Genomic DNA, 24,521 nt, shown 5'->3' with positions numbered 1-24,521 from the left:
AGTCGCAGAATTCACTAGCTATCGCTGTCCGGCTTGGGAACCCCGCTTTGCGGCGAATCACTACCCGGACTGCTCTGCTCGCGACTTTGCGCTTTGCGACGACGCAGGTTCTCGCGCAATTTGGCCGCCAACCGCTCTTCACGCGACATTTTGTTGCTTTGGCGTTCACTCATGCGAAACGCCTTGCCGATAGGGGCGGAAAGGTTCAAGCCTTGCTTGACATTGCAGGCCGACGCGACAATAGCGCGCGCCTGTTTGGAGATGCCGCGGTAGCTCAGTGGTAGAGCGCGTCATTGGTAATGACGAGGCCGAGAGTTCAATTCTCTCTCGTGGCACCATTTTTCATCTCCTTGCGCTTTGCGCGAGCGAGAGCCAAACAGCCTTCCATGAACTTCAACCTCACCGATCAGCAGCGCGAACTGCAGGAAACCGCGCGCAAATTCGCTCGCGCAGAATTGCCGGCCTTGGCGCGCGATATGGAGCAAAAGGACTATCCGGTCCCGCCCGATATGCTGCGCACCTTTGGCGAGATGGGCTTTCTCGGTGTCAATCTGCCGGAGCAATATGGCGGGCTCGGCCTTGGCCATATTGAGGCATTGTTGGTACTCGAGGAATTCGCGCAGGTTTCCAACGCGGTCGCATTCCCGATCTTTGAAGCGCTGACAGGGCCGGTTCGCACGATCGAGCGCTTCGGGTCGGAGGAAATGAAAGCCAAGATCCTTCCCGAAGTCATTAAGGGCGAGAAGATCGTCGCGGTCTCCATGTCCGAACCCGATGCGGGTACAGCGCTGACCGACCTCACAACCAGGGCCGTTGCGGATGGCAATGGTTACACCGTCAATGGCTACAAGCGCTGGACCTCAGGCGGCGGGCATTCCGACTATTACGTCACCTATTGCCGCTTCTCTGACGATCCGGGAGCCAAAGGCATTGGCGCAATCCTGCTAGAAAAGGGCATGCCCGGCATGCAGTTTGGCAAACGCGAGGAGCTGATGGGCTTTCGCGGCATTCCGACCGCTGACTTTGCCATTGAAGACGTCAAAGTGCCGCCAGAAAACGTCATCATTGGCGCGGGCGGATTTGGCAAGCTGATGAGCGCATTCGGGCTGGAGCGCTGCGGCAATGCCACGCAATCGCTCGCCGTAGCTGCGGCTGCGCTTGAGCAGGCGCTCGAATACACGCAGGAGCGCGAGGCTTTTGGCAAGCCGATCATCGATTTCCAGGCGGTGCAGTTGAAGCTCGCCGACATGGCGATGAAGGTCGATGCGGCGCGTCTCTTAATCCATCGCGCGGCGGCCAATGCGAGCGCACAGGATGATGGCCTGCCGACAGTCTATGAAAGCAGCCTCGCCAAGTGCTACGCCAATGAAATCGTGCGCGAAGTCACCGCGCTCGGCATGCAGGTGATGGGCGGATACGGCTATCATAAGGATTACGGCATGGAGCAGCGCCTGCGTGATGCCTATGCCTGGGGGATCGCGGGCGGCGCGATCGACGTGCAAAAGACCAATATTGCAAGCGCGATGATTGGGCGGCGGTTCAATCAGCGATCCTGATCAGGGGCTTGCCTCGGGCCGCTGTCTTGCGCATCTAAGGCACATGGAAACAACCACTACACCGAATGCTGAGACAGAGGCGGTCAACGCCCCGCCAGCCAGCCTGATCAACGTTGACGATACCGAGCTTACCAAGCTGGATCCAAATTACGTTCACTGCTTGCGTCTCACAGCAATGCTGAGCTCTATCCCGGTGATCATCGCCGGATTGGTGTTCGAAGCTGCAATAGTAGACGAGACGCCCATTCCGGGCGGCGTTGTGCTGGGTGTGCTGTCGCTTCTGTGCCTTGCCTTCATCATCCGTCTGCCGGCGCGGCGCTATTTCGCGCGCGGCTACAATATGAGCGCTGACCGGCTGCGCGTCGTGCGCGGCATTTGGTGGAATTCGGACACCGTGGTCCCGTTTGGGCGGGTCCAGCATATCGACGTCGATCAAGGCCCGCTTGAGCGGTTCTTTGGCCTTGGCACGCTGACCTTGCATACGGCGGGCAGCCACAATGCCTCGGTTTTGCTGCCTGGTTTGAAACACGAATTGGCGACCGAAATGCGTGAGGAAATTCGCGCGCATATCAAGCGGGATACGATGTGAGCGAGGGCGAGTTCGCCTCGGTACCGTCAGTGGGAAAGGCAGGCGCGCCGCCTTCTGTTGCGGTTGAGCCCGGTGCCGCGGAGCCGCAACGCACCGCGCCGCTCAGCGTCCTGCTGGGCGTGCTAGGTTCTGCACAAAACGCGATCATTCCGTTCCTGCTCATCGCATTCGGCAATCGCGGTGAGGGATGGGCTTTGTTGATCGCTGTTGCGGTGGCGGGAATGATCCTCGGGTTCGGGACACTGTTCAGCTACATTCGCTGGAGGCGGCTGACCTACACAATCGGAGAGCAGGACATTCGCGTCGAAAGCGGCGTGATCTCGCGCGCCGCGCGTTCGGTTCCGTTCGAGCGCATTCAGGATGTCAGTCTTGAACAGAAATTGCTCCCTCGCCTGTTCGGCTTGGTGTCGGTCAAGTTTGAAACCGGCGCTGGCGGCGGCGAGGATCTGAGCCTCGCCTATCTCACCGAAGACGAAGGCGAACGCCTTCGCCAGGTCGTGCGCGAACGGCGTGCGGGAGCAACCATCACCGCTGCTGCGGCCACGGCTCCCAATGGTGGGACGGGTGAAAGCGCCGCGATCCCGGTCGTCGAAGAAGAGGCAGAGACCCTTTTTGCGATGGATGCCACGCGCATTGCCATCTTCGGCCTGTTCAGCTTCTCGCTCGCCATTTTCGCGGTCTTGATCGGTGTCACCCAGCAGTTCGAGTTCCTGCTGCCGTTCGATCTGTGGGATTTTGACGCCTGGGAAGAGCGCCTTGGCGGATCAGGGGCGCAACTCGCAGGGATGGGGCAATCCGCGCAGATTATTGGTGGCATTGTCGCGCTGCTCACGCTCATTCTGGTGGGGATCGCCACCGGCATAATTCGCACGACCTTGCGCGAGTGGGGCTTCCTGCTGGAGCGCACCGCAAGAGGGTTTAGGCGCCGTCGCGGTTTGCTGACCAAGACTGACGTCGTGATGCCGATCCACCGCGTACAGGGCATCAAGATCGGCACGCGCTTTATCCGTTATCGCTTTGGCTGGCATGGCCTCAAATTTGTCAGTCTCGCGCAAGATATGGGCGCGGCAAATCATGATGTCGCACCGTTTGCGAAGATGTCCGAGATCGAGCCGATCGTCGAAGAGGCGGGCTTTCACCTGCCCGGTGAGGATGCCGATTGGCACCGAGCGAGCGAGAACTACCGCACCGACAGCATGATCATTGATTCGATATTCTTCGTTATCGCAGCGATCGTTGCTGGTATCGCGATGTCGATTTTTGCGCCGGAGTTTCGGGTGGCAATTGTGCTCATCCTCATCGGTCTCGCGGTGGTTTCGGCAGCCGCTGCGCTTTATTCCTGGCAGTTCAAGCGGCACGCCCTTGATGACACGCAAATCATGGCCCGCTCAGGCGTGTTTTCGCCCCGCAGCCAGATCGCAACCCGTATGAAACTGCATTCGGTCGAGATCAGCCAGGGGCCGATTGCCCAACGGCGCGGCTATGGAGATCTGCATTTCGGCTTGGCGGGTGGAACGTTCTCGATCCCTGGCGTGCCGATCGATCGCGCGCGCGAAGTGCGAAGCAAGGTGCTAGATACGATCAGCGCGACGGATTTTTCAGAATTGGAGAATGGTTAGTTTCTGTTTGGCTTGGCCGCCAGAAAATCACGCCTTCAAGTCGGCCCAGTCGGGATTCTCATTGAACTTTGCTGCGACGTAGGAGCATTGCGGCACGATCTTGAAGTGCTGCCGGCGTGCATCGGCGACCAAGCGCTTGACAAGTAAACCTGCGATCCCGCGTCCGCCAATTTCCTGAGGCACGACGGTGTGCGTGGCAATCCGCACATCTTCGGCATCCTTGTTGGCATAGCCGTTTCGCGGTTCCCACTCGAGATAGCCCGTGGCCCTCTCGTCCTCGAGATGCGCGACATATTTACCGCCCTGGCCTTGGACGTGATGGGTGATTTTTACCTTCTCTTCGATATCGCTCATCTGCGCACTCCTTCTTGCCATAAACTCTGTTGCAGTTAGACGCGTTCCGCAATGACCGATATCAAACCCTTCCTCTCTGACAATGCCGCGCCTGTCCACCCGCAAGTGTGGGAGGCGATGCGCGCCGCAGACAGCGCTGACAACCCCTATGATGGCGATGCCCTGTCGGCGCAGTTGGATGAGCGGTTCTCTGACCTGTTCGGGCGGCGCTGTGCTGCCGAGTGGGTCGCGACCGGGACGGCAGCAAATTGCCTGGCGCTCGCGACCATGTGCCAGCCGCACGGCGGAGTGATCTGTCACGAGGAAGCGCATATCGAAGTCGACGAAGGCGGCGCGCCGGGTTTCTATCTCCACGGGGCCAAGCTGATGCTGTGCGCCGATGGACATGGCGGCGAAGGTGCGAAGCTGACGCCCGAAGGCATCGCAGCGCTGATTGATCCGATCCGAGACGATGTGCATCAGGTCCAGCCGCACGCCATCGCGATCACGCAGGCGAGCGAATATGGCCGCTGCTACACCGAAACCGAACTCGCCGACTTGCGCACCTTTTCCGACGAGCGCGGGCTGGGCCTGCATATGGATGGGGCGCGCTTCGCCAATGCGGCGGCGCATTTAGGCGGCAGTGCGAGGGACGCGGCGCGCTCGGCAGCTCTGGGCGTCGACAGCCTCGCCTTTGGTTTCATCAAAAACGGCGGGATGAGCGCCGAATGCGTGGTGCTGTTCGACCCGGAACAGGCCGATCTCGTGAGATATCGCCGCAAGCGAGCCGGCCACCTGCAGTGCAAGGGACGTTATCTCGCCGCGCAAATTCTCGCGATGCTCGATTGCGATCTGTGGCTCGCGAATGCGCGCCATGCCAATGCCGCCGCGAGCGAGATTGCGAGCGCTTGCGGGGATCGCCTGATGCATGCGGTGGAAGCGAACGAGCTGTTCGTGCGCCTGTCCGCCGCCGAACGCGACGCGCTGCGTGAACAGAACTTCGCCTTCTACGATTGGGGCGCGGACGCTGCTCGCTTCGTCACCGCATGGAATACACGCGACGAAGACGCGAGCGCGCTCGCCAAAGCTATCGCCGCGCTTTGACCCCGCACCCATGAGCGCAACCGAAACCAACATGTTGAGCTGGCGGGTGATCCTGCCCTTCGTGCTGACCGGCACGATCTGGGGCTCGACCTGGTTCGTCATCACCGGCCAGATCGACGGCGTGCCTGCTGCGTGGTCGGTGTTCTACCGCTTTGCGCTCGCGACACCTGCGCTGTTTCTGGTCGCGTTTTTTATGAAACGTCGGTTGAAACTGACACGGCCCGAACATTGGCTCGCGATCTTGGTCGGCGTGTTCCAGTTCAGCGGCAATTTCCTGTTCGTCTATCACGCTGAGCTCTATGTCACGTCGGGCATCGTCGCGATGATGTTTGGCCTGTTGATGGTGCCCAATGCGCTGTTTGCGCGGTTCTTTTTGGGCGAGCGGATGCAGGGCGGCTTCCTGCTGGGCAGCCTCGTGGCGATTGTCGGCGTGTCCTTCCTGTTGGTGCATGAGTGGCGCGCCAATCCCGATGCGGGCGTGATCGGCGGCAATGTCGCGCTTGGGATCGGGCTGGCGATGCTCGGCATCCTCGCGGCTTCGGTCGCCAATGTCATTCAGGCCAACCCGACCGGTCGCGGCGTACCGATGGTCAGCCTGCTCGCCTGGGCGATGCTCTATGGCACGCTGTTTGACCTGGGTTTTGCGCTGCTCACCGCCGGACCTCCGCCATTTCCGACAAGCACCAATTACTGGGCGGGGATCGTCTATCTCGCGCTAATTGGCTCGGTCATCACCTTCCCGCTGCATTACAATCTGGTACGCGAAATTGGCGCGGGGCGGACCGCGTATAATTCGATCCTGACCATTTCGGTTGCGATGCTGATCTCGACGATCTTCGAGGGCTATCAGTGGACGTGGCTCACCGCAGGCGGAATGGTGCTGGCGGTGATCGGTATGGTGCTGGCCCTGAGGTCGAAGATTCGTTGATTTCGCAGCGCATCCGCGCTGCGATTTCCTCGCTCACACGGCCTAAAGGCCGCGTCGCTGCGGGCGCCCGGTCGGGCTTGCGGCCCTTCGGGCCGTTTCACAGCAGCCCTGTGAGACCTTCAATATAGGTGGGGTACTTCGGCTCCCAGCCAAGAACACGCTTGGCCTTGCCATTCGCGACGCGGCGGTTCTCCGAATAAAAGCCGAGCGCCATATCTGACAGGTTTGCTTCCTCAAGCGTTTGCATCTCCGGCGGTTCGACGCCGAGCAATTGGCAGGCATATTCGGTCACCGCATTGCCGCTCGCAGGCAGGTCATCGCCGAGATTGTAAGCGCCCGCTGGCGCGTCGCTGGTGAGCGCCGCCACCACACCGGTCACGATATCGTCGACATGGACGCGGCTGAAAACCTGTCCGGGCATATCGATCCTGCGGGCCTTGCCGTCACGCACCCGGTCGAGCGCGCTGCGACCCGGGCCATAAATGCCCGGCAGACGGAATACGTGCGCATCCAGTTCGAGCCACGCTCGATCCGCCTCGGCCCTCGCATTGCGCCGACCCGCGCCGGTTTCCGCGACGGTGGGCGTGCTCTCATCAACCCAAGCGCCTTGCTGGTCGCCATAGACTCCGGTGGATGAGAGGTAGAACAGCGAGCGGCCTTCCAACGCGTCGCCATAAGCTTCTAGCACGGGATCATTCTCGTTCTTCCGATCCGGCGGCACGGAGGACAGGACATGGCTCGCCTTGTCGAGCGCTGTTAGCACTGCGTCCTGATCCGAAAAGTCGACATTCCCGTCGCTTCCCGTCGCATCGACGTCCCAAGCGCTTGTCCGCATCGCGCTTGCGATCCGTTTCGCTGTGTAGCCAAGGCCAAAAATGAACAAACGCGCCATGCGTGCGTTCTAATCGCTGGACGGCCACACAAATCAACCTAAATCGGTGCTCATGGATATCGCGACGACCCCTTCGACCCCGGATGGAAACCCCGAACTTGCCGATGCGGCACCGACCCCGCACGAGCCACCGGTGATCCGGCGCGAGGATTATCAGCCATTTCCCTGGCTGATCCCGGAGATCGCGCTCGACTTCAATTTGGGCCTTGATGCGTCGCGGGTCGTCTCGAAGCTGACCGTCGTCCGCAATGCAAAGGCCGCCGCTACGGACAGCATTCGCCTCAATGGCGACAGCCTAGAACTGCTTTCGGTCAAGGTCGATGGCGAACCGGTGAGCAATTGGTCGATGGACGGCAGCGACCTGATCTTGCCTCTTACCGACGAGGCCCATGAGGTCGAGATCGCGACCGAGCTTAACCCGAGCGCCAACACCACTTTGATGGGGCTCTATGCCTCAAACGGAATGCTCTGCACGCAGTGCGAAGCGGAGGGCTTTCGCCGCATCACGTTCTTCCCAGACCGCCCGGATGTCCTGTCGACCTACACAGTGCGGATGGAGGGTCCGAAAGATCAGTTCCCGATCCTGCTGTGCAACGGCAACAACACCGCCTCTGGCGAGGGCGAAAACGGCATTCATTGGGCCGAATGGCACGATCCATGGCCCAAGCCGTCTTATCTGTTCGCGCTGGTTGCGGGCGATCTCGTCGCAAATTCTGACACCTTCACCACAATGAATGGCCGCGAGGTCGAATTGAACGTGTGGGTGCGCGAAGAAGACCTGCCGCGCACCGACCACGCGGTCGAATCGCTCAAGAAGTCGATGAAATGGGACGAGGAGACCTTTGGCCGCGAATACGACCTCGACCTCTACAACATCGTTGCGGTCAGCGATTTCAATATGGGCGCGATGGAGAACAAAGGTCTCAACGTCTTCAACACCAAATATGTGCTGGCCGATCAGGACACCGCGACCGATGCGGATTTTGACGGCGTCGAAGGCGTGATCGCGCACGAATATTTTCACAATTGGTCGGGCAATCGGATCACTTGCCGCGATTGGTTCCAGCTCAGCCTGAAAGAGGGCTTCACGGTGCTGCGCGACCAGCTCTTCAGCCAGGATATGCAAGGGGAAGCGGTCAAGCGCATTGAGGATGTGCGCATTCTTCGCGCGGCACAATTCCCCGAAGATGCCGGACCATTGGCGCATCCGATCCGGCCAGACAGTTATCGCGAAATCTCGAATTTCTATACCGCGACCGTCTATAACAAGGGCGCCGAGGTGATCCGCATGATGCGGTCGATGGCCGGGCCGGAGGCGTTTCGCAAAGGCACCGACCTGTACTTTGACCGCCACGATGGCGAGGCAGCGACCTGCGAGGACTTCATCTGCGCAATCGAGGAAGGCGCTGACCTGCAACTGGCCCAATTCCGTCGCTGGTATCGCCAAGCGGGGACACCGCGCGTGACTGTTAAGCAGGAGCTGGGCGATGGCGGCCTCGCCGTAACGCTCAAGCAGATCGTGCCTGATACGCCGGGCCAGACCGACAAGGGCGCGATGCCGATTCCACTGCGCGTTGCGGTGCATTGCCGTGAGACGGGCGCGATTGGCGAAGAGCAGCTGATCACGCTGACGCTTGACGAAGAGACATTCACACTGCCGCTCGCTGGCCCCCTACCGGTGCTCTCAATCAATCGCGGCTTTACCGCTCCCGTGATTATCGATCGGGAATTGTCGCGCGAGGATCTCGCCTTTCTGGCCGCGCATGATGATGATCCCTTCGCCCGCTATGAAGCAATGCAGGAATTGAGCGTTGCGCATCTGGTCGCGGCGGCTTCTGGCGAATTGGACGAGGTAGGACGGGCCGAGGGCAAGCGCGTGATCGGCGATGCGATGCGCGCTATCCTGACGGATGACGATCTTGACGATGCCATGCGCGGTGAGCTGATGATGCTGCCGAGCGAAACCTATCTGTTCGAGGCTATGGCTGGTTCGGGGGCTACTGGAGACCGCAAAGCCGACCCGGCTGCGATCCATGCCGAACGGGAGCAGATCAAGACCGCGCTCGGCACGGTGGTGAAGCGCGAGCTGGAAGGGCTCTATGCGAGGGCAGAGGCAGTTGAATTTGACGATCCCGCCGGACGCGGGGCGCGCAAGGTGAAGACGCAGGTGCTGGCGCTGCTGGCCGCGAGCGATCCTGAAAAAGCTGCCGGAATGGCCGCGCGGCAATTCGACAATGCCAACAATATGACTGACCGGCAGGGCGCGCTGATGGTGCTATGCGGATTGCAGGATCCTAAGCGCGAAGAGCGCTTGGAGGCATTCTACGATCGGTATCAGGGCAACGATCTCGTCATCGACAAATGGTTCACTCTGCAGGCGCTGTCGCTCCACCCAAATGTGATCGAGCACACCAAGGCGCTGGCTGAGCATCCAGACTTTAATATCCGCAATCCGAACCGCGTGCGCTCGCTCTACATGGCCTTTGCTGGCAATCCGGCGGCGTTTCATGCGGAAAGCGGAGAAGGATATCGCCTGATCGCCGATCTCATCCTCAAGCTTGATCCGATCAATCCTTCGACCGCCGCACGGTTTGTATCACCGCTGGGCAAATGGCGGCGGATCGAGTCGAAGCGTGCCGGGCTGATGCAGACGGAGCTGGAGCGGATCGCGAAGGCAGAAGAGCTGTCACGCGACACATTCGAACAGGTCTCGCGCAGTCTTGAAGGCTGAGTTCGACATTGAGCGGGCGCAAGTGCTGGGCGGCGTGCCGCACGGCTTTTTCGGGCACGCAGGCGGCTCTCACCAGTTCGGTTATGGCGGCGATGGCGATCCTGCGGAGATAGCTCAAACGCGCGCCAAGGCGGCGGAGGCTCTCGTCGAAGGCGCCAAGCTTGCCGCACCGCATCAGATTCATTCCCCCGATGTCATCACGGTCAGCGGGGCGTGGGATGACAATGCGGAAGGACGCCCCGTTGCCGATGCCGTTGTCACCGACAGGCCCGGCATTGTGCTGGGCATTGTCACGGTACGGTTGCGCGCCTGTTCTCTTCGCCGATCTGCAAGCCAAGGTGGTCGGCGCGGCCCATGCCGGATGGCGCGGAGCGCATGGCGGCGTACTCGAGAACACAATCGAAGCGATGAGAGCACTTGGCGCGTCACGCAGCGACATTCGCGCGGCTGTCGGGCCGACGATTGCGCAGGCCAGCTATGAGGTTGATGCGCCCTTCCGCAAAAACTTTGCGCCCGAGGACGATCATCATTTCGCCGACGGACGCCCGGCGAACAGCGACCCGCGCTGGCAGTTTGATCTGCCCGGTTATGTTGCGGCAAAATTGGCGCGGCTCGGCGTCAAGAAAGTTGAGATTCTCGATTTGGACACTTTTTCGCTTTCTGAGCGTTATTATTCCTATCGCCGGGCAAGCCAGCTTGGTGAGCCGAATTATGGAAGACAAATCAGTATGATCGCGTTGCCACCGGTGTGATTGCTGAGGTGCTTGCACGAAAGCGAACAGCGAGTGTTCAAAACACTGTTGGAATCACCGAGCAATCTGGCTAGTAGCGCGCACAACTGGCGGTGCGATTTTCGCAGGTATGGACGATCAACTATGCTTGGTCTCAGACCTTCTCAACTTCGCAACGCTTAAAGACCAACGATTTCGAAGGCCGCATATGAGTTTGCATTGCGGCGTATAAAAGCAGGGTTTGACAAATGGCTGATGCAACTGCCGCTGCAACCGCACAGGGCGACGCAGATACAACCGAAACAGGCGAGGGCGTACGTCGCCGCGACTGGATCCACATTGCCGCGCTCAGCACGGCTGGTGTCGGCGCAACCTTTGCGGTTCTCCCGATGGTCACACAAATGGCTCCTTCGGCAGACGTGCTTGCAGAAAGCACCACTGACGTCGACGTTTCCGCGATCCAGCCGGGCCAGAGCATCAAGGCGGTGTTCCGCAAACAGCCGCTCTTCGTAAAGCGCCTGACGCAGGAAGAAATTGCAGAAGCCAATGCGGTTGATGCGAGCAGCTTGCGCGACGCGCAAACACTCCAAGAACGCCTTGGCGAGGGTAACGAAGACATCCTCGTCACTATGGGCGTTTGCACCCACCTTGGCTGCGTGCCGCTGGGCGCTGCCGAGGGTGAGAACAAGGGCGAGTATGGCGGCTATTTCTGCCCATGCCACGGCTCGCACTACGACACGGCAGGCCGGATCCGCAAGGGCCCGGCGCCAACCAATCTGGAAGTGCCGGAGTTCGCCTTCACATCCGACACCGTCATCCGTGTAGGGTGATGTTTCGTAACTTGAATATCTGTTGAACACTCACGAGAGAACGCCATGAGCTTCGCCTGGGCAAAACAATACGAACCGCAAACCGGCTTCACCAAGTGGCTGGATGAAAAGCTGCCATTGCCGCGGCTGGTTTATAACGCAGTCGGGGCCGGTTATCCGGTTCCGCGCAACCTGAACTACATGTGGAATTTCGGCGTGCTCGCCGGCTTCTGCCTGATGTTGCAGATTGTCACCGGTGTGATCTTGGCGATGCATTACGCGGCGCACACGGATGTGGCGTTCGCGACGACCGAGCACATCATGCGCAATGTCAATTGGGGCTGGCTGATGCGCTATGCCCATGCCAACGGCGCGAGCTTCTTCTTCATCGTGGTGTATTTGCACATTTTCCGCGGCCTTTATTACTCCAGCTACAAGCCGCCGCGCGAGATGATCTGGCTGCTCGGCGTGGTCATCTTCCTGTTGATGATGGCAACCGCGTTCATGGGTTACGTGCTGCCATGGGGCCAGATGAGCTTCTGGGGCGCGAAAGTGATTACCGGACTGTTCGGGGCGATCCCGTTCATCGGTGAGCCGCTGCAAGTGTGGCTGGTCGGCGGATTTGCGCCGGATAACGCCGCCTTGAACCGCTTCTTCTCGCTGCACTTCCTGCTGCCGTTCGTGATCGCCGGTGTAGTCATTCTGCACATCTGGGCGTTGCACATTCCGGGCTCTTCGAACCCGACCGGCATTGAGGTGAAGAAGGAAAGCGACACGGTTCCATTCCACCCCTACTACACTGCGAAGGACGGCTTTGGCCTTGGCATCTTCCTGATCGCCTTCTTCTTCATGGTGTTCTTCCTGCCGAATATGCTCGGCCACCCGGACAACTACATCGAGGCGAACCCGCTATCGACGCCAGCGCTGATCGTGCCTGAGTGGTACTTCCTGCCGTTCTACGCGATCCTGCGCGCCTTCACCGACGATCTTACTATTCCGTTCACCTCGATCGTCCTGATCGAAGCGAAGCTGCTGGGCGTGATCGCAATGTTCGGTTCGATCCTGCTGTGGTTCGTGCTGCCGTGGCTCGACAAGAGCCCGGTGCGTTCCGGCCACTATCGCCCGCTGTTCAAGAAGTTCTTCTGGTTTGGCTTCATCCCCTGCATGATCGCTTTGTTCATCGCAGGCGGCGCGCCGGCAGAGCAACCTTACGTTCTGCTGAGCCAGGTCGCGACAGCCTACTACTTCCTGCACTTCCTCGTGATCCTGCCGATCGTGAGCCAGATCGAAGTGCCGAAGCCGCTGCCGTACTCCATCACGGAAGCGGTCACCGGCAACAAGGATGTGCCAGGCGGAACCGATGGCGGCGGAGAAGATCCGCAGTCGGCGGTCAAGGGGCTTCCCGGCGGCGAACCGCAACCGGCTGAGTAAACCGATTAGGGGTGGTCAGGGGCAACCGGGCCACCCGAATTGGCCAAGGATAATGGCCGAAGGGAATAGAGAGTTTAGCGTATGAGCATTCGTCTTGGAGCGATAATTGCGGGCCTCGGATTGGTTGGCGTCCTGTTTTTCTGGTCGCTGCTGCCCGGCGCGATCAATTATGCCCCGCCGGAAAAACCGGCCTATTATGCTTTCAAGGAAAAGCCGATCAGTCCGGAAGGCGGGTTCTCGTTTGAAGGGCCATTGGGCAATTGGGATTACGCTCAGCTTCAGCGTGGCTATCAGGTTTACAAAGAAGTTTGTGCCGCTTGTCACAGCCTGAAATTCGTCGCGTTCCGCAATCTGGCTGAAATCGGCTACACCGAAGCGGAGGTTCAGGCCGAAGCTGCAGACTGGATGGTCCCCGGCATCGATCCGGTCACTGGCGAAGATACCCGCGTGCCGGGCAAGCCGACTGATCGCTTCCCGTCGCCTTATGCGAACGATGTTCAGGCCGCTGCGGCGAACAACAACGCGCTGCCGCCAGACCTCTCGCTGATGACGAAGGCGCGCAAAGACGGAACGAACTACGTCTACTCGCTGATCTCTGGATATGGCGAGCCCGATCCGGAACTTCTCGCTGCAAATCCCAAGTTCGAGACCCCAACGGGCCTCTACTTCAACAAGTACTTTTCCAATGTGAACATCGCCATGGCCCCACCGATCTCGATCGACGGGCAGGTCGACTATGCAGACGGCACCGAAGCGACGATCGATCAGATGTCGGCTGACGTTGCCGCCTTCCTTACCTGGACGGCTGAGCCGAGCCTGATCAAGCGCAAGCAGACCGGCTGGCCGGTGCTGATCTTCCTGCTGTTCGGTACGGCTCTCGCATACCTGTCATACAAGCAGGTCTGGGCCGCCAAAAAGGCCGAGAAGAAGAAATAAGCATCGCTGATTGCGAGAAATAATTAATCGCCCCGCCATCCAATCGCGATGGTGGGGCGTTTTTCATTTCGCCAGCTGATTTAGGGAGCCCGCTCAATGACCCCGCAAGACCTTCGCGCGCTGATCCGCACGGTTCCCGATTTTCCCAAGGCCGGGATCCAGTTCCGCGACATCACGACCTTGATCGGCCATCCGCAAGGATTGGCGGCGAGCGTACGGCACCTTGCTGATATGGCCCGTGCAGCCGGAGCGCAGAAGATCGCTGGCATGGAAGCGCGCGGCTTCATCTTCGGCGCAGCGGTCGCGGTCGAGATGGGTGTCGGCTTTGTGCCTGTGCGCAAGCCAGGCAAACTGCCGGTGGAGACGATCGGGATCGACTATGCGCTCGAATATGGGAGCGACCGCTTGGAGATGGACCCGGCAGCAGTCGAGCCAGGCGAGCGCGTGGTGATCGTCGATGATCTGATCGCCACCGGCGGCACGGCAATTGCGGCGGCCAAATTGCTGCGACGGGCGGGAGCGAGCGTCGAACACGCCCTGTTCGTGATCGATTTGCCTGACCTTGGCGGCGCTACTGCTTTGCGGGCCGAGAGCGTTGAAGTGCGCACATTGATCGACTTCGAGGGCGATTGAGCAGGCGGCTGCTTTTGCAGGCGGGAACTCTTTCTGCGCTCAAACGCTCGACTGTCATGCAATTATGGCCCAATGATCTGAGCTGATGGACTCACAAGCTCTTGTAATTGCCACGATTGGTGTTCTCGGCATTGGCGCTCAGTGGATCGCCTGGCGCACGGGTTGGCCTGCGATTGTGCTGATGCTGGCGGCGGGTTTCCTCGCTGGACCGGTGGCGGGCGAACTCGGTTTCCGCCTGCTCGACCCTGAGGCTGCCTTCGGCGACCTGCTCGAGCCAATGATCGGGATTGGTGTTGCGCTGATCCTGTTCGAAGGCGGATTGAGCCTCGATTACCGTGAGCTGCGCCATTCCGGACAAGCTGTGATCCGGCTCGCCACGGTCGGCGTCCTCATCGGCTGGGCGTTGGGCGCGGCGGCGGGTTTCTACATTGCCGGACTGGTGTGGCCGGTCGCGATTCTGTTTGGCGGGATCTTGATCGTGACAGGACCGACAGTGGTGATCCCGTTGCTGAGGCAATCCAATATCCAGACCAGGCCTGCGTCGGTGCTCAAATGGGAGGGCATCGTCAACGACCCAACCGGCGCGCTCTGCGCAGTGATCGCCTATGAGTATTTCCGCAAGATCGCCGAAAATCCCGGCGCTTCATTGGTCGAAGTCGTCCCGCCACTTATCATCGCAGCTGTGTTCGCCGGCCTGATCGGCTATGCGGTACGCGCGCCTCATTGGGTTCCTCTTCCCGCGCGGCGCGATCCCTGAATTTCTCAAAGTCCCCGTCCTGTTCACCACCGTGATCGGCGTGTTCGTGCTCACCAACAAGATCGAGCATGAAGCGGGCCTCGTCGCGGTAACCGTAATGGGTGTCGCGCTGGCCAATATGGGGGTCAGCAGCATTCGCTCGATCCACCCGTTCAAAGAGAATATCGCGATCCTGCTGGTCTCCGGCATCTTCATCGTGCTCGCGTCCAGCCTGCAGGTCAGCGATTTGGAATATCTCAACTGGCGCTTCCTCGCTTTCCTTTTGGTGCTGCTGTTCCTCGTCCGTCCGCTCACGGTGCTGCTGAGCCTGCTTGGCACAAACATGCCATGGAACGAGCGGTTTTTCGTCGCTTGGATTGCCCCGCGCGGCATCGTGCTGGTGGCGATTTCGGGCCTGTTCGCGCTGCGGCTCGCCGATCTCGGCTATAGCGACGGCAACGTCCTGATCGGCCTGAGCTTTGCAGTAGTCGTTGCGACCATTCTCGCGCACGGATTTACCGTCGACATCGCGGCGAAACTTCTCGGAGTGAAGGGAGAATCGCGCCCCGGTCTGCTGATCGTAGGTGCAACGCCATGGACCATCGCCCTTGCCAAAGAGATGCAGGCGCTCAAGACACCTGTGATGATTGTCGATCCCAGCTGGCAGCGTCTGGGCGCTGCCCGGCGCGAGGGTCTCCCGTTCTATCACGGCGAGATTCTCAACGAAGCGACCGAGCACAACCTAGATCTGGCGCCGTTTCAGGTGCTGGTCGCAGCGACCGATAACGAGGCTTACAATGCGCTCGTATGCAATGAATTCGCGCATGAGATCGGGCGCGATTCGGTATATCAGCTGGGTGAAAGCGCAGATGAGGATGACAAGAGCGCGCTGCCCGAATCGATCCGTGGCCGCGCTCTGTTTAAGAGCGGGTTTGGTGTGTCCGACATCAACGAGCGGCAACAGCAGGGCTGGGTATTCCGCAAGACCAAGCTGTCAGACGAGTTCAATTTCGAGGACGCACAGGACAAGTTGCCGGACAGCGCGAATATGCTGCTGCTGATCCGTGAAAGCGGGACTTTGCGTTTCTTCACACACGCTGCCCTGCCAGAGCCGCGCGCTGGCGACACGATCATTTCCTTCACCCCGCCTTCATTGAAGAGCCCCGAAGAACGGGCGGCGAAACGGGCTGAAAAGGAAAAGGCCAAAGAGGCGGCGAAAGAGGCTGGGCGCAATCCAGGACCGCAAACGGCGTAAGATTAGAGGATGAGAATGCGGACGATATCGGGTGTGGTAGCATTGGCTTTTGCGGGCGCTTTGGCAGCGTGCAGCGGCGCACAAGACAGCGCGCCTGCCGATGAGCCAACCGAAGCTGCGACGGCAGAGGGCGAGGGGGAGAATGGCGAGGAAGCCGTTTCAATCCTGCGCCCTGAGGTTGAAAAGCCAGAGGCTGCAGAGCCGACACTGGAACCGCTCAATGTGACGATCGGTTTTCCTGATGGCGGGGGCGATCTCAGCGCTAAGGCTGTCGAGGCATTGCAGGGCATGATCGCGGCAGAACAGACCAAGCTAGGCCTTCCGATCGTGGTCGGCGGTCATAGCGATGCTGGCGGGAGCGATGCGGTAAACGAACGCGCATCTCTGGCCCGTGCCGAAGCCGTGCGCGATTGGCTGGTCGAAAACGGCATTGCCGAAGGCCGCATTCGCGTGATCGCCTTTGGCGAACAGAACCCGGTCGAACCAAACGCGCTGCCCAATGGCGAACCGAATGAAGCGGGCCGTGAGGCCAATCGCAGGGTCGAAGTGCGCGTCAATGTACGAGGCGGCACTGAGGCTGAAAACGTTTCTCGAAATGAAGGGAACGCCGAAGACTAGTCTTTAAGGCTAGCGACTAGATCTAAAGCTCTTTCAGCCCATTCGGGGCGGCAAATTAACAGATCGGGCAAATAGGTGTCTTCGGTGTTGTAAACCATCGGCGATCCATCAATCCGCGAGCAATGCAGCCCATGCGCAGCGGCGACCGCGACAGGCGCGCAATTGTCCCACTGGTACTGACCGCCTGAATGCAGATAGATTTCCGCTTCGCCGCGCACCACGGCCATCGCCTTGGCCCCGGCGCTGCCCATGCCAATCAGCTCGCCGCCGATGGCTTCAGCGAGCGCGACCGCTTCCTTTGCTGGCCGCGTGCGGCTGACCACGAGGCGCGGCTTGGTCGCAGGCTCTGGCAGCGGCGAAACCTGATCTGATCGCAGCACAGTTCCGCCATCAAGATCGGGCAGAGCGACCGCTCCTACCTTTGCCACACCGTCTACCGATAGTCCGACATGCACCGCCCAATCGCTGCGCTCTTCGCTAAACTCGCGCGTCCCATCGACCGGGTCGACGATCCAGACGCGACTTTGCGAACAGCGCGCCGTGTCGTCTCTCTCTTCTTCGGATAGCAGGCCGTCATCGGGTCTTGCCGAACGGATCGCATGGCACAGGAATTGATTGGCAGTAGCGTCGCCTGCATCGCCCAAGGCTTTGCCCTGAAGCAATCCGTCCGCGCGAACTTGCATCGCGATGCGTCCCGCTGCTTCGGCGAGATGTGCGGCGAACTCGCCGTCGGTCATGGACTGGGGATCGGTCATTGCGTTGCCTTACTTCAGGGGCATAATCGCTTGAATGATGTGATCGGCAGCCTCTTCGACCGTCATCTCCACCGTGTTGACGCGGATTTCAGCTGCTTCCGGTTCCTCGTAGGGGCTGTCGATCCCGGTGAAGTTCTTGAGCTCGCCTTCGCGCGCCTTTTTGTAGAGCCCTTTCACATCGCGTTGTTCGGCGACTTCCAGCGGCGTGTCGACAAAGATTTCGATGAACTCACCCTCGGGCAGCATCTCGCGCACCATGCGTCGTTCCGCGCGGAAGGGCGAGATGAACGCGGTGAGCACGATAAGGCCCGCATCCGCCATCAGCTTCGCAACCTCGCCGATCCGGCGGATATTCTCGATCCGGTCAGCCTCGGTAAAACCCAAATCCTTGTTCAGACCGTGGCGCACATTGTCACCGTCGAGCAGGAAGGTGTGCCGGTTCATCAGCGAGAGACGCTTTTCAACCTCATTAGCGATCGTCGATTTCCCCGAGCCCGAAAGTCCAGTGAACCACAGCACGCGCGGCTTTTGGTTCTTCAGGCCAGCGTGATCGTCACGCGTGATCGTTGTCGGCTGCCAATGCACATTCTGCGCGCGGCGCAGGCTGAAATGCAGCATTCCAGCGCCAACTGTTGCATTGGTGAATTTGTCGATGAGGATGAAGCCGCCGAGCGCGCGGCTGGTTTCATACGGTTCAAAAGTGATCGGACGGTCCGTGCGCAACTCGGCCACGCCAATACTGTTGAGCTCCAGCGTTTTGGCCGCGAGATGCTCAAACCGGTTGATGCAAATCTCGTATTTCGGCTCAGCGATGGTGGCGCTTACCATCTGGCTGCCGATTTTGAGCCAATAGGCACGGCCCGGCTTCAGCGCGGTCTCGTCCATCCACACCAATGTGGTTTCGAATTGGTCGGATGCTTCGGGCGGATCGCCCGCTGCCGCGATCACATCGCCGCGGCTGCAATCCACCTCGTCGGTGAGCGTAATGGTGACCGACTGGCCCGCCACCGCTTCGTCGAGATTACCATCAAACGTCACAATCTCTTTGACCGTGCTGGTCTTGCCCGCAGGGACGATCCGCACCGGATCGCCGGACTTTATGCGCCCGCTCGCGATCTGACCGGTGAAGCCGCGGAAATCCAGGTTCGGACGATTTACCCACTGCACCGGCATGCGGAAGCTACGCTCCTGCGCGGCGGTGTTCGCGAGCTCGACGGACTCAAGGTGATGGATCAGCGACGGCCCATGGTACCACGGCGTGTTGGCCGACGGGGCGTTGGTGATGTTGTCGCCCTTGAAGCCCGAAATCGGAATCGCGGTGAAGCGCTCAATGCCGATCTGCTCGGCGAAAGCCTCGTAGTCCGCGACGATTTCATCAAAACGCCCCTGATCGTAATCGACGAGGTCCATCTTGTTCACCGCCAGCACCAAATGCTTGATGCCGAGCAGATGCGTGAGGAACGAGTGCCGCCTCGTCTGCTCAAGCACGCCTTTGCGCGCATCGACCAGGATCACGGCGAGGTCAGCGGTCGACGCACCTGTGACCATATTGCGCGTATATTGCTCGTGCCCCGGCGTATCGGCGACGATGAATTTGCGTTTTTCGGTCGTGAAAAAGCGATAAGCGACGTCGATCGTGATGCCCTGTTCGCGCTCGGCAGCGAGGCCATCGACCAGCAGAGCAAAGTCGATCTCTTCGCCTTGTGTGCCGTGCTTTACACTGTCGCTTTCGAGTGCGGCGAGCTGATCTTCGAAGATCATCTTGGAATCGTAAAGCAGCCGCCCGATCAGGGTCGATTTGCCATCATCCACGCTGCCGCAGGTGATGAAGCGCAGCAGGCTTTTGTGCTGATGCGACAAGAGATAGGCGTCGATATCCTCGGCGATCAGCGCGTCGGTTTCGAACGAAGGGTGAGGCGTATTCATCAGAAGTACCCCTCTTGCTTCTTGTCTTCCATCGAAGCCGATTGCCCTTTGTCGATCGCGCGCCCCTGTCGTTCTGACCCGGTGGCAAGCAGCATTTCCTGAATGATCAGGTTCATATCTGTCGCGTCGCTCTCTGTGGCTCCGGTCAGCGGATAGCAGCCGAGCGTGCGGAAACGAACCGAGCGTTCGACCGGCTCTTCGCCCGGCTCCAGACGGAAGCGATCATCATCCACGACCAGCAGCATGCCGTCGCGCTCAACCGTGGGGCGCGGAGTAGAGAAATAAAGCGGCACGATGTCGATCTTTTCGAGCGCGATATATTGCCAGATATCAAGCTCGGTCCAATTGCTGATTGGGAAGACGCGAATGCTCTCTCCATCGGCCTTCTTGGAATTGTACAGGTTCCATAGCTCCGGACGCTGGTTCTTTGGGTCCCAGCGATGCGAGGCGGTGCGGAAGCTGAACACGCGTTCCTTCGCGCGCGCCTTTTCCTCATCGCGGCGACCCCCGCCGAACGCGGCGTCGAAGCCATGCTTGGTCAGCGCGGCTTTCAAGGGATCGGTCAATTGCGCCTGGCTGTAGAGCGCGCTGCCAGTGTCAAACGGGTTGATGCCTTGCTCTTGCGCCTGCTCGTTTTGCGCAACGATAAGCTCAAGCCCATATTCCTTAATCGTCTTGTCGCGGTGATCGAGCAGCGCCTGAAAGTCCCATCCGCTCGCGACATGCAGCATCGGGAAGGGCGGCGGCGCAGGATAAAATGCCTTGCGCGCTAAATGCAGCATTACGGACGAATCCTTGCCGACCGAATAGAGCATGACCGGGTTTTCGGTCTCTGCCACGACTTCGCGGAAGATATGAATGCTCTCGGCTTCGAGCCGCTCAAGATGAGTCAAAGTGCGCATGCAGGGCCAGCTAATGCGCGGACGGCCTAAAAAACACAAAGTTTTGGTTTTGCAGGTGGCATGTTTCGTTTGCGTGCCGTGCCACCCGCGCCCTCCACCCTTCCACCCGGAGCCTACCGGGACACTATCCGGGTGGAAGGGTGGAGGGCGCGGGTGGCTTGGGAATGGGCGTGAGCGAGCACAATCTCTGGAGCGGGTAAGGGGGAGTCGCAGACGAACGAGCGAAGCGAGGACAATCGAACCCCTTTACGCCAGATGGCCAACGATATGGAGAAGCTTTGGAGCGGGTAAGGGGAATCGAACCCCTCTAGCCAGCTTGGAAGGCTGGAGCATTACCACTATGCTATACCCGCCCGCTCAGGCACGCGCCTTTGGCATTATATGTGGGCATTGGTCAACGTGAAATAAACACTCAGCCGACCGCCATATTGTCGATCAGCCGCGTACCGCCGATGCGGGCGGCTACAAGCAGCCGGGCAGGCGCATCCCCCAAGGCGTCAAGCTGGGCAAGCGACATGGCATCGGCAAGCGCGGCATAATCCACGCTTGAAAAACCGGCGCCGAGCAATTCGTCCTCCAACGCGGCGAGTGTCGGTCCGGCTTCCTGCCCGTCTTCGATCCGCGCGATCGCCTCCTTCATCGCGCGGGGAAGCGTGGCGGCAGCGGTGCGGTTCTCTTCGGAGAGATAGCGATTGCGGCTCGACATCGCCAAGCCATCAGCTTCTCGCACGGTCGGCACTCCGATGATCTGCTCCACATGCGGCGCGGTGAGATCGAGATCGCGCGCCATGGTGCGAATAACGGCGAGCTGCTGCCAGTCTTTCTCGCCAAAGAACGCCATGTCGGGCTGAACCTGGTTGAACAGCTTGCAAACGACGGTGGCCACGCCGTCAAAATGGCCCGGACGGTCCGCGCCGCAAAACCCTTGGCTCACGCCGCTGACAGAGATGCTGCTGGCGAAACCGCTGGGATACATCGCCTCGACTGTTGGTGCCCATAACAGCGCCACACCTTCAGCCTCCAGCATGGCCGAATCCTCCGCCAATTGGCGCGGATAGGCATCCAGGTCCTCGCCCTCGCCAAATTGTGTCGGATTCACAAAAATCGACGCGACCACGTGATCGCACTGATCGCGCGCGGCGCGCATCAGGGTCAGATGTCCTTCGTGCAAGGCGCCCATGGTCGGCACCATCGCGATCCGCGACCCATCATGGCGCAGCCCTGCGAGTGATTTTCTCAACATATCGAGCGTTGTTGCGGTTTGCACGTCTTTGCCCTTTCGGTATGCGCGATGGTGTATGATTAGCCGCTGGCTGACATGCCACAGTAGCGCAACCGGCGGTAATGGGGATAGACTAAGCGAATGGCGGAAAAAACGGCACATCGCATCGTTTTTGCCAATGAAAAAGGCGGGACGGGCAAGTCGACCACGGCGGTGCATATCGCGGTGGCGCTGTCTTATCTTGGCGCGCGCGTGACCGCGATTGATCTCGATCCGCGCCAGCGCACGATGGACCGCTATCTGGAAAACCGGCGGGCGACGGTACAGAGCGGCGCGGTGTCAACCTGCCCACGCCGGCTTGCGAAGTGTTCAAGGGGCGCAGCGATTCCTCTTTACTGGTCGCGATAGACCGGCTGGAAAAGGACTGCGATTTTTTGGTGATCGACAATCCGGGCCGCGATGATCCGCTGGCGCGTGCGGCGGCGGAGAACGCCGATACGCTTGTGACACCGATGAATGACAGCTTCGTCGATTTCGACCTCATCGGGCAGGTCGATTCCGAGACGTTCAAGGTGAAGAAACTGTCGTTCTTTGCCGAGCTGATCTGGGAAGCGCGATTGAAGCGCAGCCGCGCAACACTGGCAGGCAAGCGGCCCGAGATGGACTGGGTGGTGGTGCGCAACCGCACCGGCCATGTCGAAGCGCGCAATATGGCGCGGATCGAGGGCGCGCTCAAAGAGATGTCCAAACGGGTCGGCTTTCGGGTTGCACAAGGGCTTTCTGAAAGGGTGATCTACCGCGAATTGTTCCCGTCTGGCCTGACCCTGCTCGACAAGGGGCATCTGGGCGAGCTCGGCACCAGCCATCTGGTCGCGCGGCAAGAGCTGCGATCCTTGCTTAAATCGCTGAATCTGCCAGACTTCGAGCGCGGTCAATCCAATCTGGAGTTTGCCTGATCCATGCTGAAAATTGTGATCCTGCTGGTGATCCTGTGTGTCATGTTCCGCTGGGCGTTTGGCAAATGGCCGTGGGATCTGGCCAAGGGGCCGACGACGCGCGCTCAGGCGATCTTCAAGGCGCGCAAACTCTTGAGCGTGCGCGAGAACGCGACCCGCGAAGAGATTTCCGCCGCGCACAAACGCCAGCTTGCCAAGGTCCATCCCGACCGGGGTGGGACTGCGCAACAGGTGCACGAAGCAGATGCCGCGCGCGATCTTTTGTTTGAAGAGCTGCCCGAGCCTGTCACCAAGCAAGACGATCCGCCCAGCGAGTAAGACTTTCATGCCGGTGCGGCTCAGCCCCCACCGAAACGAGGCAAACACGATGAACCACCAATTCGATCCGACAGTCCTGCGCGAATACGATATTCGCGGCATTATCGGCGAGACTTTGGGGGCGGATGATGCGCGCGCCATCGGGCGCAGTTTCGGCAGCATGCTGCGCGAGGCTGGCGGGAAGACGGTCGCGGTCGGTTATGACGGTCGGGTCAGCTCACCCATGCTCGAACACGCTTTGGTCGAAGGACTTACCGCCAGTGGCTGCGATGTCGTGACCATCGGCATGAGCGCGACGCCGATGCTCTATTACGCCGAAGCCTCAAGCGAAGAGATTGACGGCGGCATACAGATAACTGGCAGCCACAATCCCGCCAATTACAACGGCTTCAAGATGGTATTCCAGGGACGTCCCTTCTTCGGGGAGGACATCCAGGCGCTCGGCAAAAGAGCTGCCGCCGGACAATGGGCGGACGGAAACGGGGAGGTCAGCAAGCGCGATATCCTCGGCGAGTATGTCGAGCGGATGCTCGCTGATCTCACCGAGATTGAGGGGGAGCCCTCGCTGACCTCAAGGTTGGATGGGACGCAGGAAATGGAGCAGCCGGGCCCGCGCTCGAGGCGCTGACCGCGCAGCTGCCGGGGGAGCATCACCTGCTTTTCACTGAAGTCGATGGACATTTTCCAAACCACCATCCCGATCCAACCGTTGAAGCCAACCTGGCCGATTTGCGCGAGCTGGTCGCGGCAAAGAACCTCGATTTTGGAGTGGCTTTCGACGGAGATGGCGACCGGATCGGCGCGATTGACGGTGAAGGCCGGGTGATCTGGGGCGATCAATTGCTGATGATCTATGCCGAAGATGTGCTGAAAACACACCCGAATGCGACGATTATCGCCGACGTGAAAGCGAGCCGCGCTTTGTTCGATCATGTGGCAGCGCATGGCGGCGAGCCGCTGATGTGGAAGACCGGGCACTCGCTGATTAAGTCCAAAATGAAGGAAACAGGCTCGCCATTGGCCGGAGAAATGAGCGGTCATGTCTTCTTCGCCGACACATATTACGGTTTCGATGACGCTCTGTATGCTGGAATTCGCCTGATCGCGGCCTCTGCGCGACTCGGAAAATCTGTGACCGAATTGCGCAGCGCGATGCCCGATATGCTCAACACGCCGGAAATGCGGTTTCAGGTCGATGAGGCGCGCAAGTTCCCCGCGATGACCGAAATTAGCGAGCGGATGACGACCAATCCCGGCCCCGGCGTTGATGGGGTCAATGCGACCGACGGCGTACGCGTGAACACGAAGGATGGCTGGTGGCTGCTGCGCGCTTCGAACACGCAGGATGTGCTGGTCGCGCGCGCGGAAAGCGACACTGAAGAAGGGCTCGAGCGGCTGATCGCGCAAATTGACGAGCAGCTTGCCCTGTCAGGACTCGAACGCGGGGAAAGCGTTGGTCACTAAGCCCAAGCATGTGCAGCCTCCATCCTGCCCCTGCCCCGATTTGCAGCAGTTAAAGGACTGGCAAGGCGCAGGCGGAT

General features: G+C 59.9%; 19 protein-coding genes, 2 tRNA genes and 4 pseudogenes. 17 read left to right on the top strand and 8 right to left on the bottom strand.

The window, feature by feature from the left end; all coding sequences use genetic code 11:
- Positions 1-14 precede the first annotated feature (14 nt).
- Complete coding sequence (locus ACZ1GU_RS14515) at positions 15-173, bottom strand: hypothetical protein (protein ID WP_472648658.1); 159 nt, start codon at positions 171-173, stop codon at positions 15-17.
- 90 nt (positions 174-263) lie between these two features.
- On the opposite strand from ACZ1GU_RS14515, the gene ACZ1GU_RS14510 reads away from it, so the two are divergent.
- The 4 genes from ACZ1GU_RS14510 (at position 264) to ACZ1GU_RS14495 (ending at position 3,764) form a co-directional block, all read left to right on the top strand.
- Positions 264-338, top strand: a tRNA-Thr gene (locus ACZ1GU_RS14510).
- 48 nt (positions 339-386) lie between these two features.
- Complete coding sequence (locus ACZ1GU_RS14505) at positions 387-1,556, top strand: acyl-CoA dehydrogenase family protein (protein WP_472648657.1); 1,170 nt, start codon at positions 387-389, stop codon at positions 1,554-1,556.
- Positions 1,557-1,599: 43 nt separating this feature from the next.
- Complete coding sequence (locus tag ACZ1GU_RS14500) at positions 1,600-2,145, top strand: PH domain-containing protein (protein WP_472648656.1); 546 nt, start codon at positions 1,600-1,602, stop codon at positions 2,143-2,145.
- The gene (locus tag ACZ1GU_RS14495; protein ID WP_472648655.1) at positions 2,142-3,764 is read left to right on the top strand and encodes a PH domain-containing protein; all 1,623 of its coding nucleotides are present in this window, start codon (positions 2,142-2,144) and stop codon (positions 3,762-3,764) included. Before ACZ1GU_RS14500 ends, ACZ1GU_RS14495 begins: the two co-directional genes overlap by 4 nt.
- Before the next feature lie 27 nt (positions 3,765-3,791).
- Here ACZ1GU_RS14495 and ACZ1GU_RS14490 read toward each other — a convergent pair whose 3' ends face one another.
- Positions 3,792-4,118, bottom strand: coding sequence for a GNAT family N-acetyltransferase (locus tag ACZ1GU_RS14490; protein WP_472648654.1), 327 nt, complete (start codon positions 4,116-4,118; stop codon positions 3,792-3,794).
- A 51-nt stretch (positions 4,119-4,169) separates the two neighbouring features.
- On the opposite strand from ACZ1GU_RS14490, the gene ACZ1GU_RS14485 reads away from it, so the two are divergent.
- Both ACZ1GU_RS14485 and ACZ1GU_RS14480 read left to right on the top strand, forming a co-directional pair.
- Positions 4,170-5,201 carry a threonine aldolase family protein gene (locus ACZ1GU_RS14485; RefSeq protein WP_472648653.1) on the top strand — a complete coding sequence of 344 codons (1,032 nt, stop codon included), beginning with the start codon at positions 4,170-4,172 and terminating at the stop codon, positions 5,199-5,201.
- Between the two features lie 10 nt (positions 5,202-5,211).
- Positions 5,212-6,129 (top strand): DMT family transporter, encoded by a 918-nt coding sequence (locus ACZ1GU_RS14480; RefSeq protein ID WP_472648652.1) that lies wholly within the window; start codon positions 5,212-5,214, stop codon positions 6,127-6,129.
- A gap of 97 nt (positions 6,130-6,226) precedes the next feature.
- Here the strand turns inward: ACZ1GU_RS14480 and ACZ1GU_RS14475 are convergent, their stop codons facing one another.
- Entirely contained in the window at positions 6,227-7,021 is a 795-nt protein-coding gene (locus tag ACZ1GU_RS14475) for an SDR family oxidoreductase (RefSeq protein WP_472648651.1), read from the bottom strand.
- 52 nt (positions 7,022-7,073) lie between these two features.
- Between ACZ1GU_RS14475 and pepN the strand changes: the two genes are divergently transcribed.
- The 8 genes and pseudogenes from pepN (at position 7,074) to ACZ1GU_RS14435 (ending at position 16,901) form a co-directional block, all read left to right on the top strand.
- Complete coding sequence (gene pepN, locus ACZ1GU_RS14470) at positions 7,074-9,752, top strand: aminopeptidase N (protein ID WP_472648649.1); 2,679 nt, start codon at positions 7,074-7,076, stop codon at positions 9,750-9,752.
- A pseudogene (pgeF, locus tag ACZ1GU_RS14465) lies at positions 9,742-10,504 on the top strand (peptidoglycan editing factor PgeF). The gene pepN and the pseudogene pgeF overlap by 11 nt, the downstream one beginning before the upstream one ends.
- A gap of 227 nt (positions 10,505-10,731) precedes the next feature.
- The gene (petA, locus tag ACZ1GU_RS14460; RefSeq protein WP_472648648.1) at positions 10,732-11,313 is read left to right on the top strand and encodes a ubiquinol-cytochrome c reductase iron-sulfur subunit; all 582 of its coding nucleotides are present in this window, start codon (positions 10,732-10,734) and stop codon (positions 11,311-11,313) included.
- Positions 11,314-11,358: 45 nt separating this feature from the next.
- A complete protein-coding gene (locus ACZ1GU_RS14455) occupies positions 11,359-12,723 on the top strand; it encodes a cytochrome b (protein ID WP_472648647.1) in 1,365 nt (454 codons plus the stop codon).
- A gap of 81 nt (positions 12,724-12,804) precedes the next feature.
- The gene (locus ACZ1GU_RS14450; protein ID WP_472648646.1) at positions 12,805-13,659 is read left to right on the top strand and encodes a cytochrome c1; all 855 of its coding nucleotides are present in this window, start codon (positions 12,805-12,807) and stop codon (positions 13,657-13,659) included.
- Between the two features lie 96 nt (positions 13,660-13,755).
- Complete coding sequence (locus tag ACZ1GU_RS14445; RefSeq protein WP_472648644.1) at positions 13,756-14,292, top strand: adenine phosphoribosyltransferase; 537 nt, start codon at positions 13,756-13,758, stop codon at positions 14,290-14,292.
- Between the two features lie 85 nt (positions 14,293-14,377).
- Positions 14,378-16,283, top strand: a pseudogene (locus tag ACZ1GU_RS14440) (cation:proton antiporter).
- 15 nt (positions 16,284-16,298) lie between these two features.
- On the top strand, positions 16,299-16,901 hold the full coding sequence (locus ACZ1GU_RS14435) for an OmpA family protein (protein WP_472648642.1): 603 nt from the start codon (positions 16,299-16,301) through the stop codon (positions 16,899-16,901).
- Here ACZ1GU_RS14435 and ACZ1GU_RS14430 read toward each other — a convergent pair.
- The 5 genes from ACZ1GU_RS14430 to panC form a co-directional block, all read right to left on the bottom strand.
- Positions 16,898-17,638, bottom strand: coding sequence for a 3'(2'),5'-bisphosphate nucleotidase CysQ (locus ACZ1GU_RS14430; RefSeq protein WP_472648794.1), 741 nt, complete (start codon positions 17,636-17,638; stop codon positions 16,898-16,900). The genes ACZ1GU_RS14435 and ACZ1GU_RS14430 overlap by 4 nt on opposite strands.
- A gap of 27 nt (positions 17,639-17,665) precedes the next feature.
- The gene (gene cysN, locus ACZ1GU_RS14425; RefSeq protein ID WP_472648641.1) at positions 17,666-19,582 is read right to left on the bottom strand and encodes a sulfate adenylyltransferase subunit CysN; all 1,917 of its coding nucleotides are present in this window, start codon (positions 19,580-19,582) and stop codon (positions 17,666-17,668) included.
- Positions 19,582-20,484: a sulfate adenylyltransferase subunit CysD gene (cysD, locus tag ACZ1GU_RS14420; protein ID WP_472648640.1), complete on the bottom strand. Its 903-nt coding sequence runs from the start codon at positions 20,482-20,484 to the stop codon at positions 19,582-19,584. The genes cysN and cysD overlap by 1 nt, the downstream gene beginning before the upstream one ends.
- 279 nt (positions 20,485-20,763) lie before the next feature.
- Positions 20,764-20,837, bottom strand: a tRNA-Gly gene (locus ACZ1GU_RS14415).
- Between the two features lie 59 nt (positions 20,838-20,896).
- Entirely contained in the window at positions 20,897-21,751 is an 855-nt protein-coding gene (gene panC / locus ACZ1GU_RS14410) for a pantoate--beta-alanine ligase (protein WP_472648638.1), read from the bottom strand.
- 96 nt (positions 21,752-21,847) lie between these two features.
- Here panC and ACZ1GU_RS14405 point away from each other — a divergent pair.
- The 3 genes and pseudogenes from ACZ1GU_RS14405 (at position 21,848) to pgmG (ending at position 24,444) form a co-directional block, all read left to right on the top strand.
- A pseudogene (locus ACZ1GU_RS14405) lies at positions 21,848-22,662 on the top strand (division plane positioning ATPase MipZ).
- 3 nt (positions 22,663-22,665) lie between these two features.
- Positions 22,666-22,980: a J domain-containing protein gene (locus tag ACZ1GU_RS14400; RefSeq protein ID WP_472648637.1), complete on the top strand. Its 315-nt coding sequence runs from the start codon at positions 22,666-22,668 to the stop codon at positions 22,978-22,980.
- 49 nt (positions 22,981-23,029) lie between these two features.
- Positions 23,030-24,444, top strand: a pseudogene (pgmG, locus tag ACZ1GU_RS14395) (phosphoglucomutase/phosphomannomutase PgmG).
- Positions 24,445-24,521: the final 77 nt, after the last annotated feature.

This window comes from Erythrobacter sp. HA7-11 (assembly GCF_055693605.1).
The sequence above is the reverse complement of the archived record's forward strand: the minus strand, read 5'-3'. Positions and strand labels throughout refer to the sequence as shown.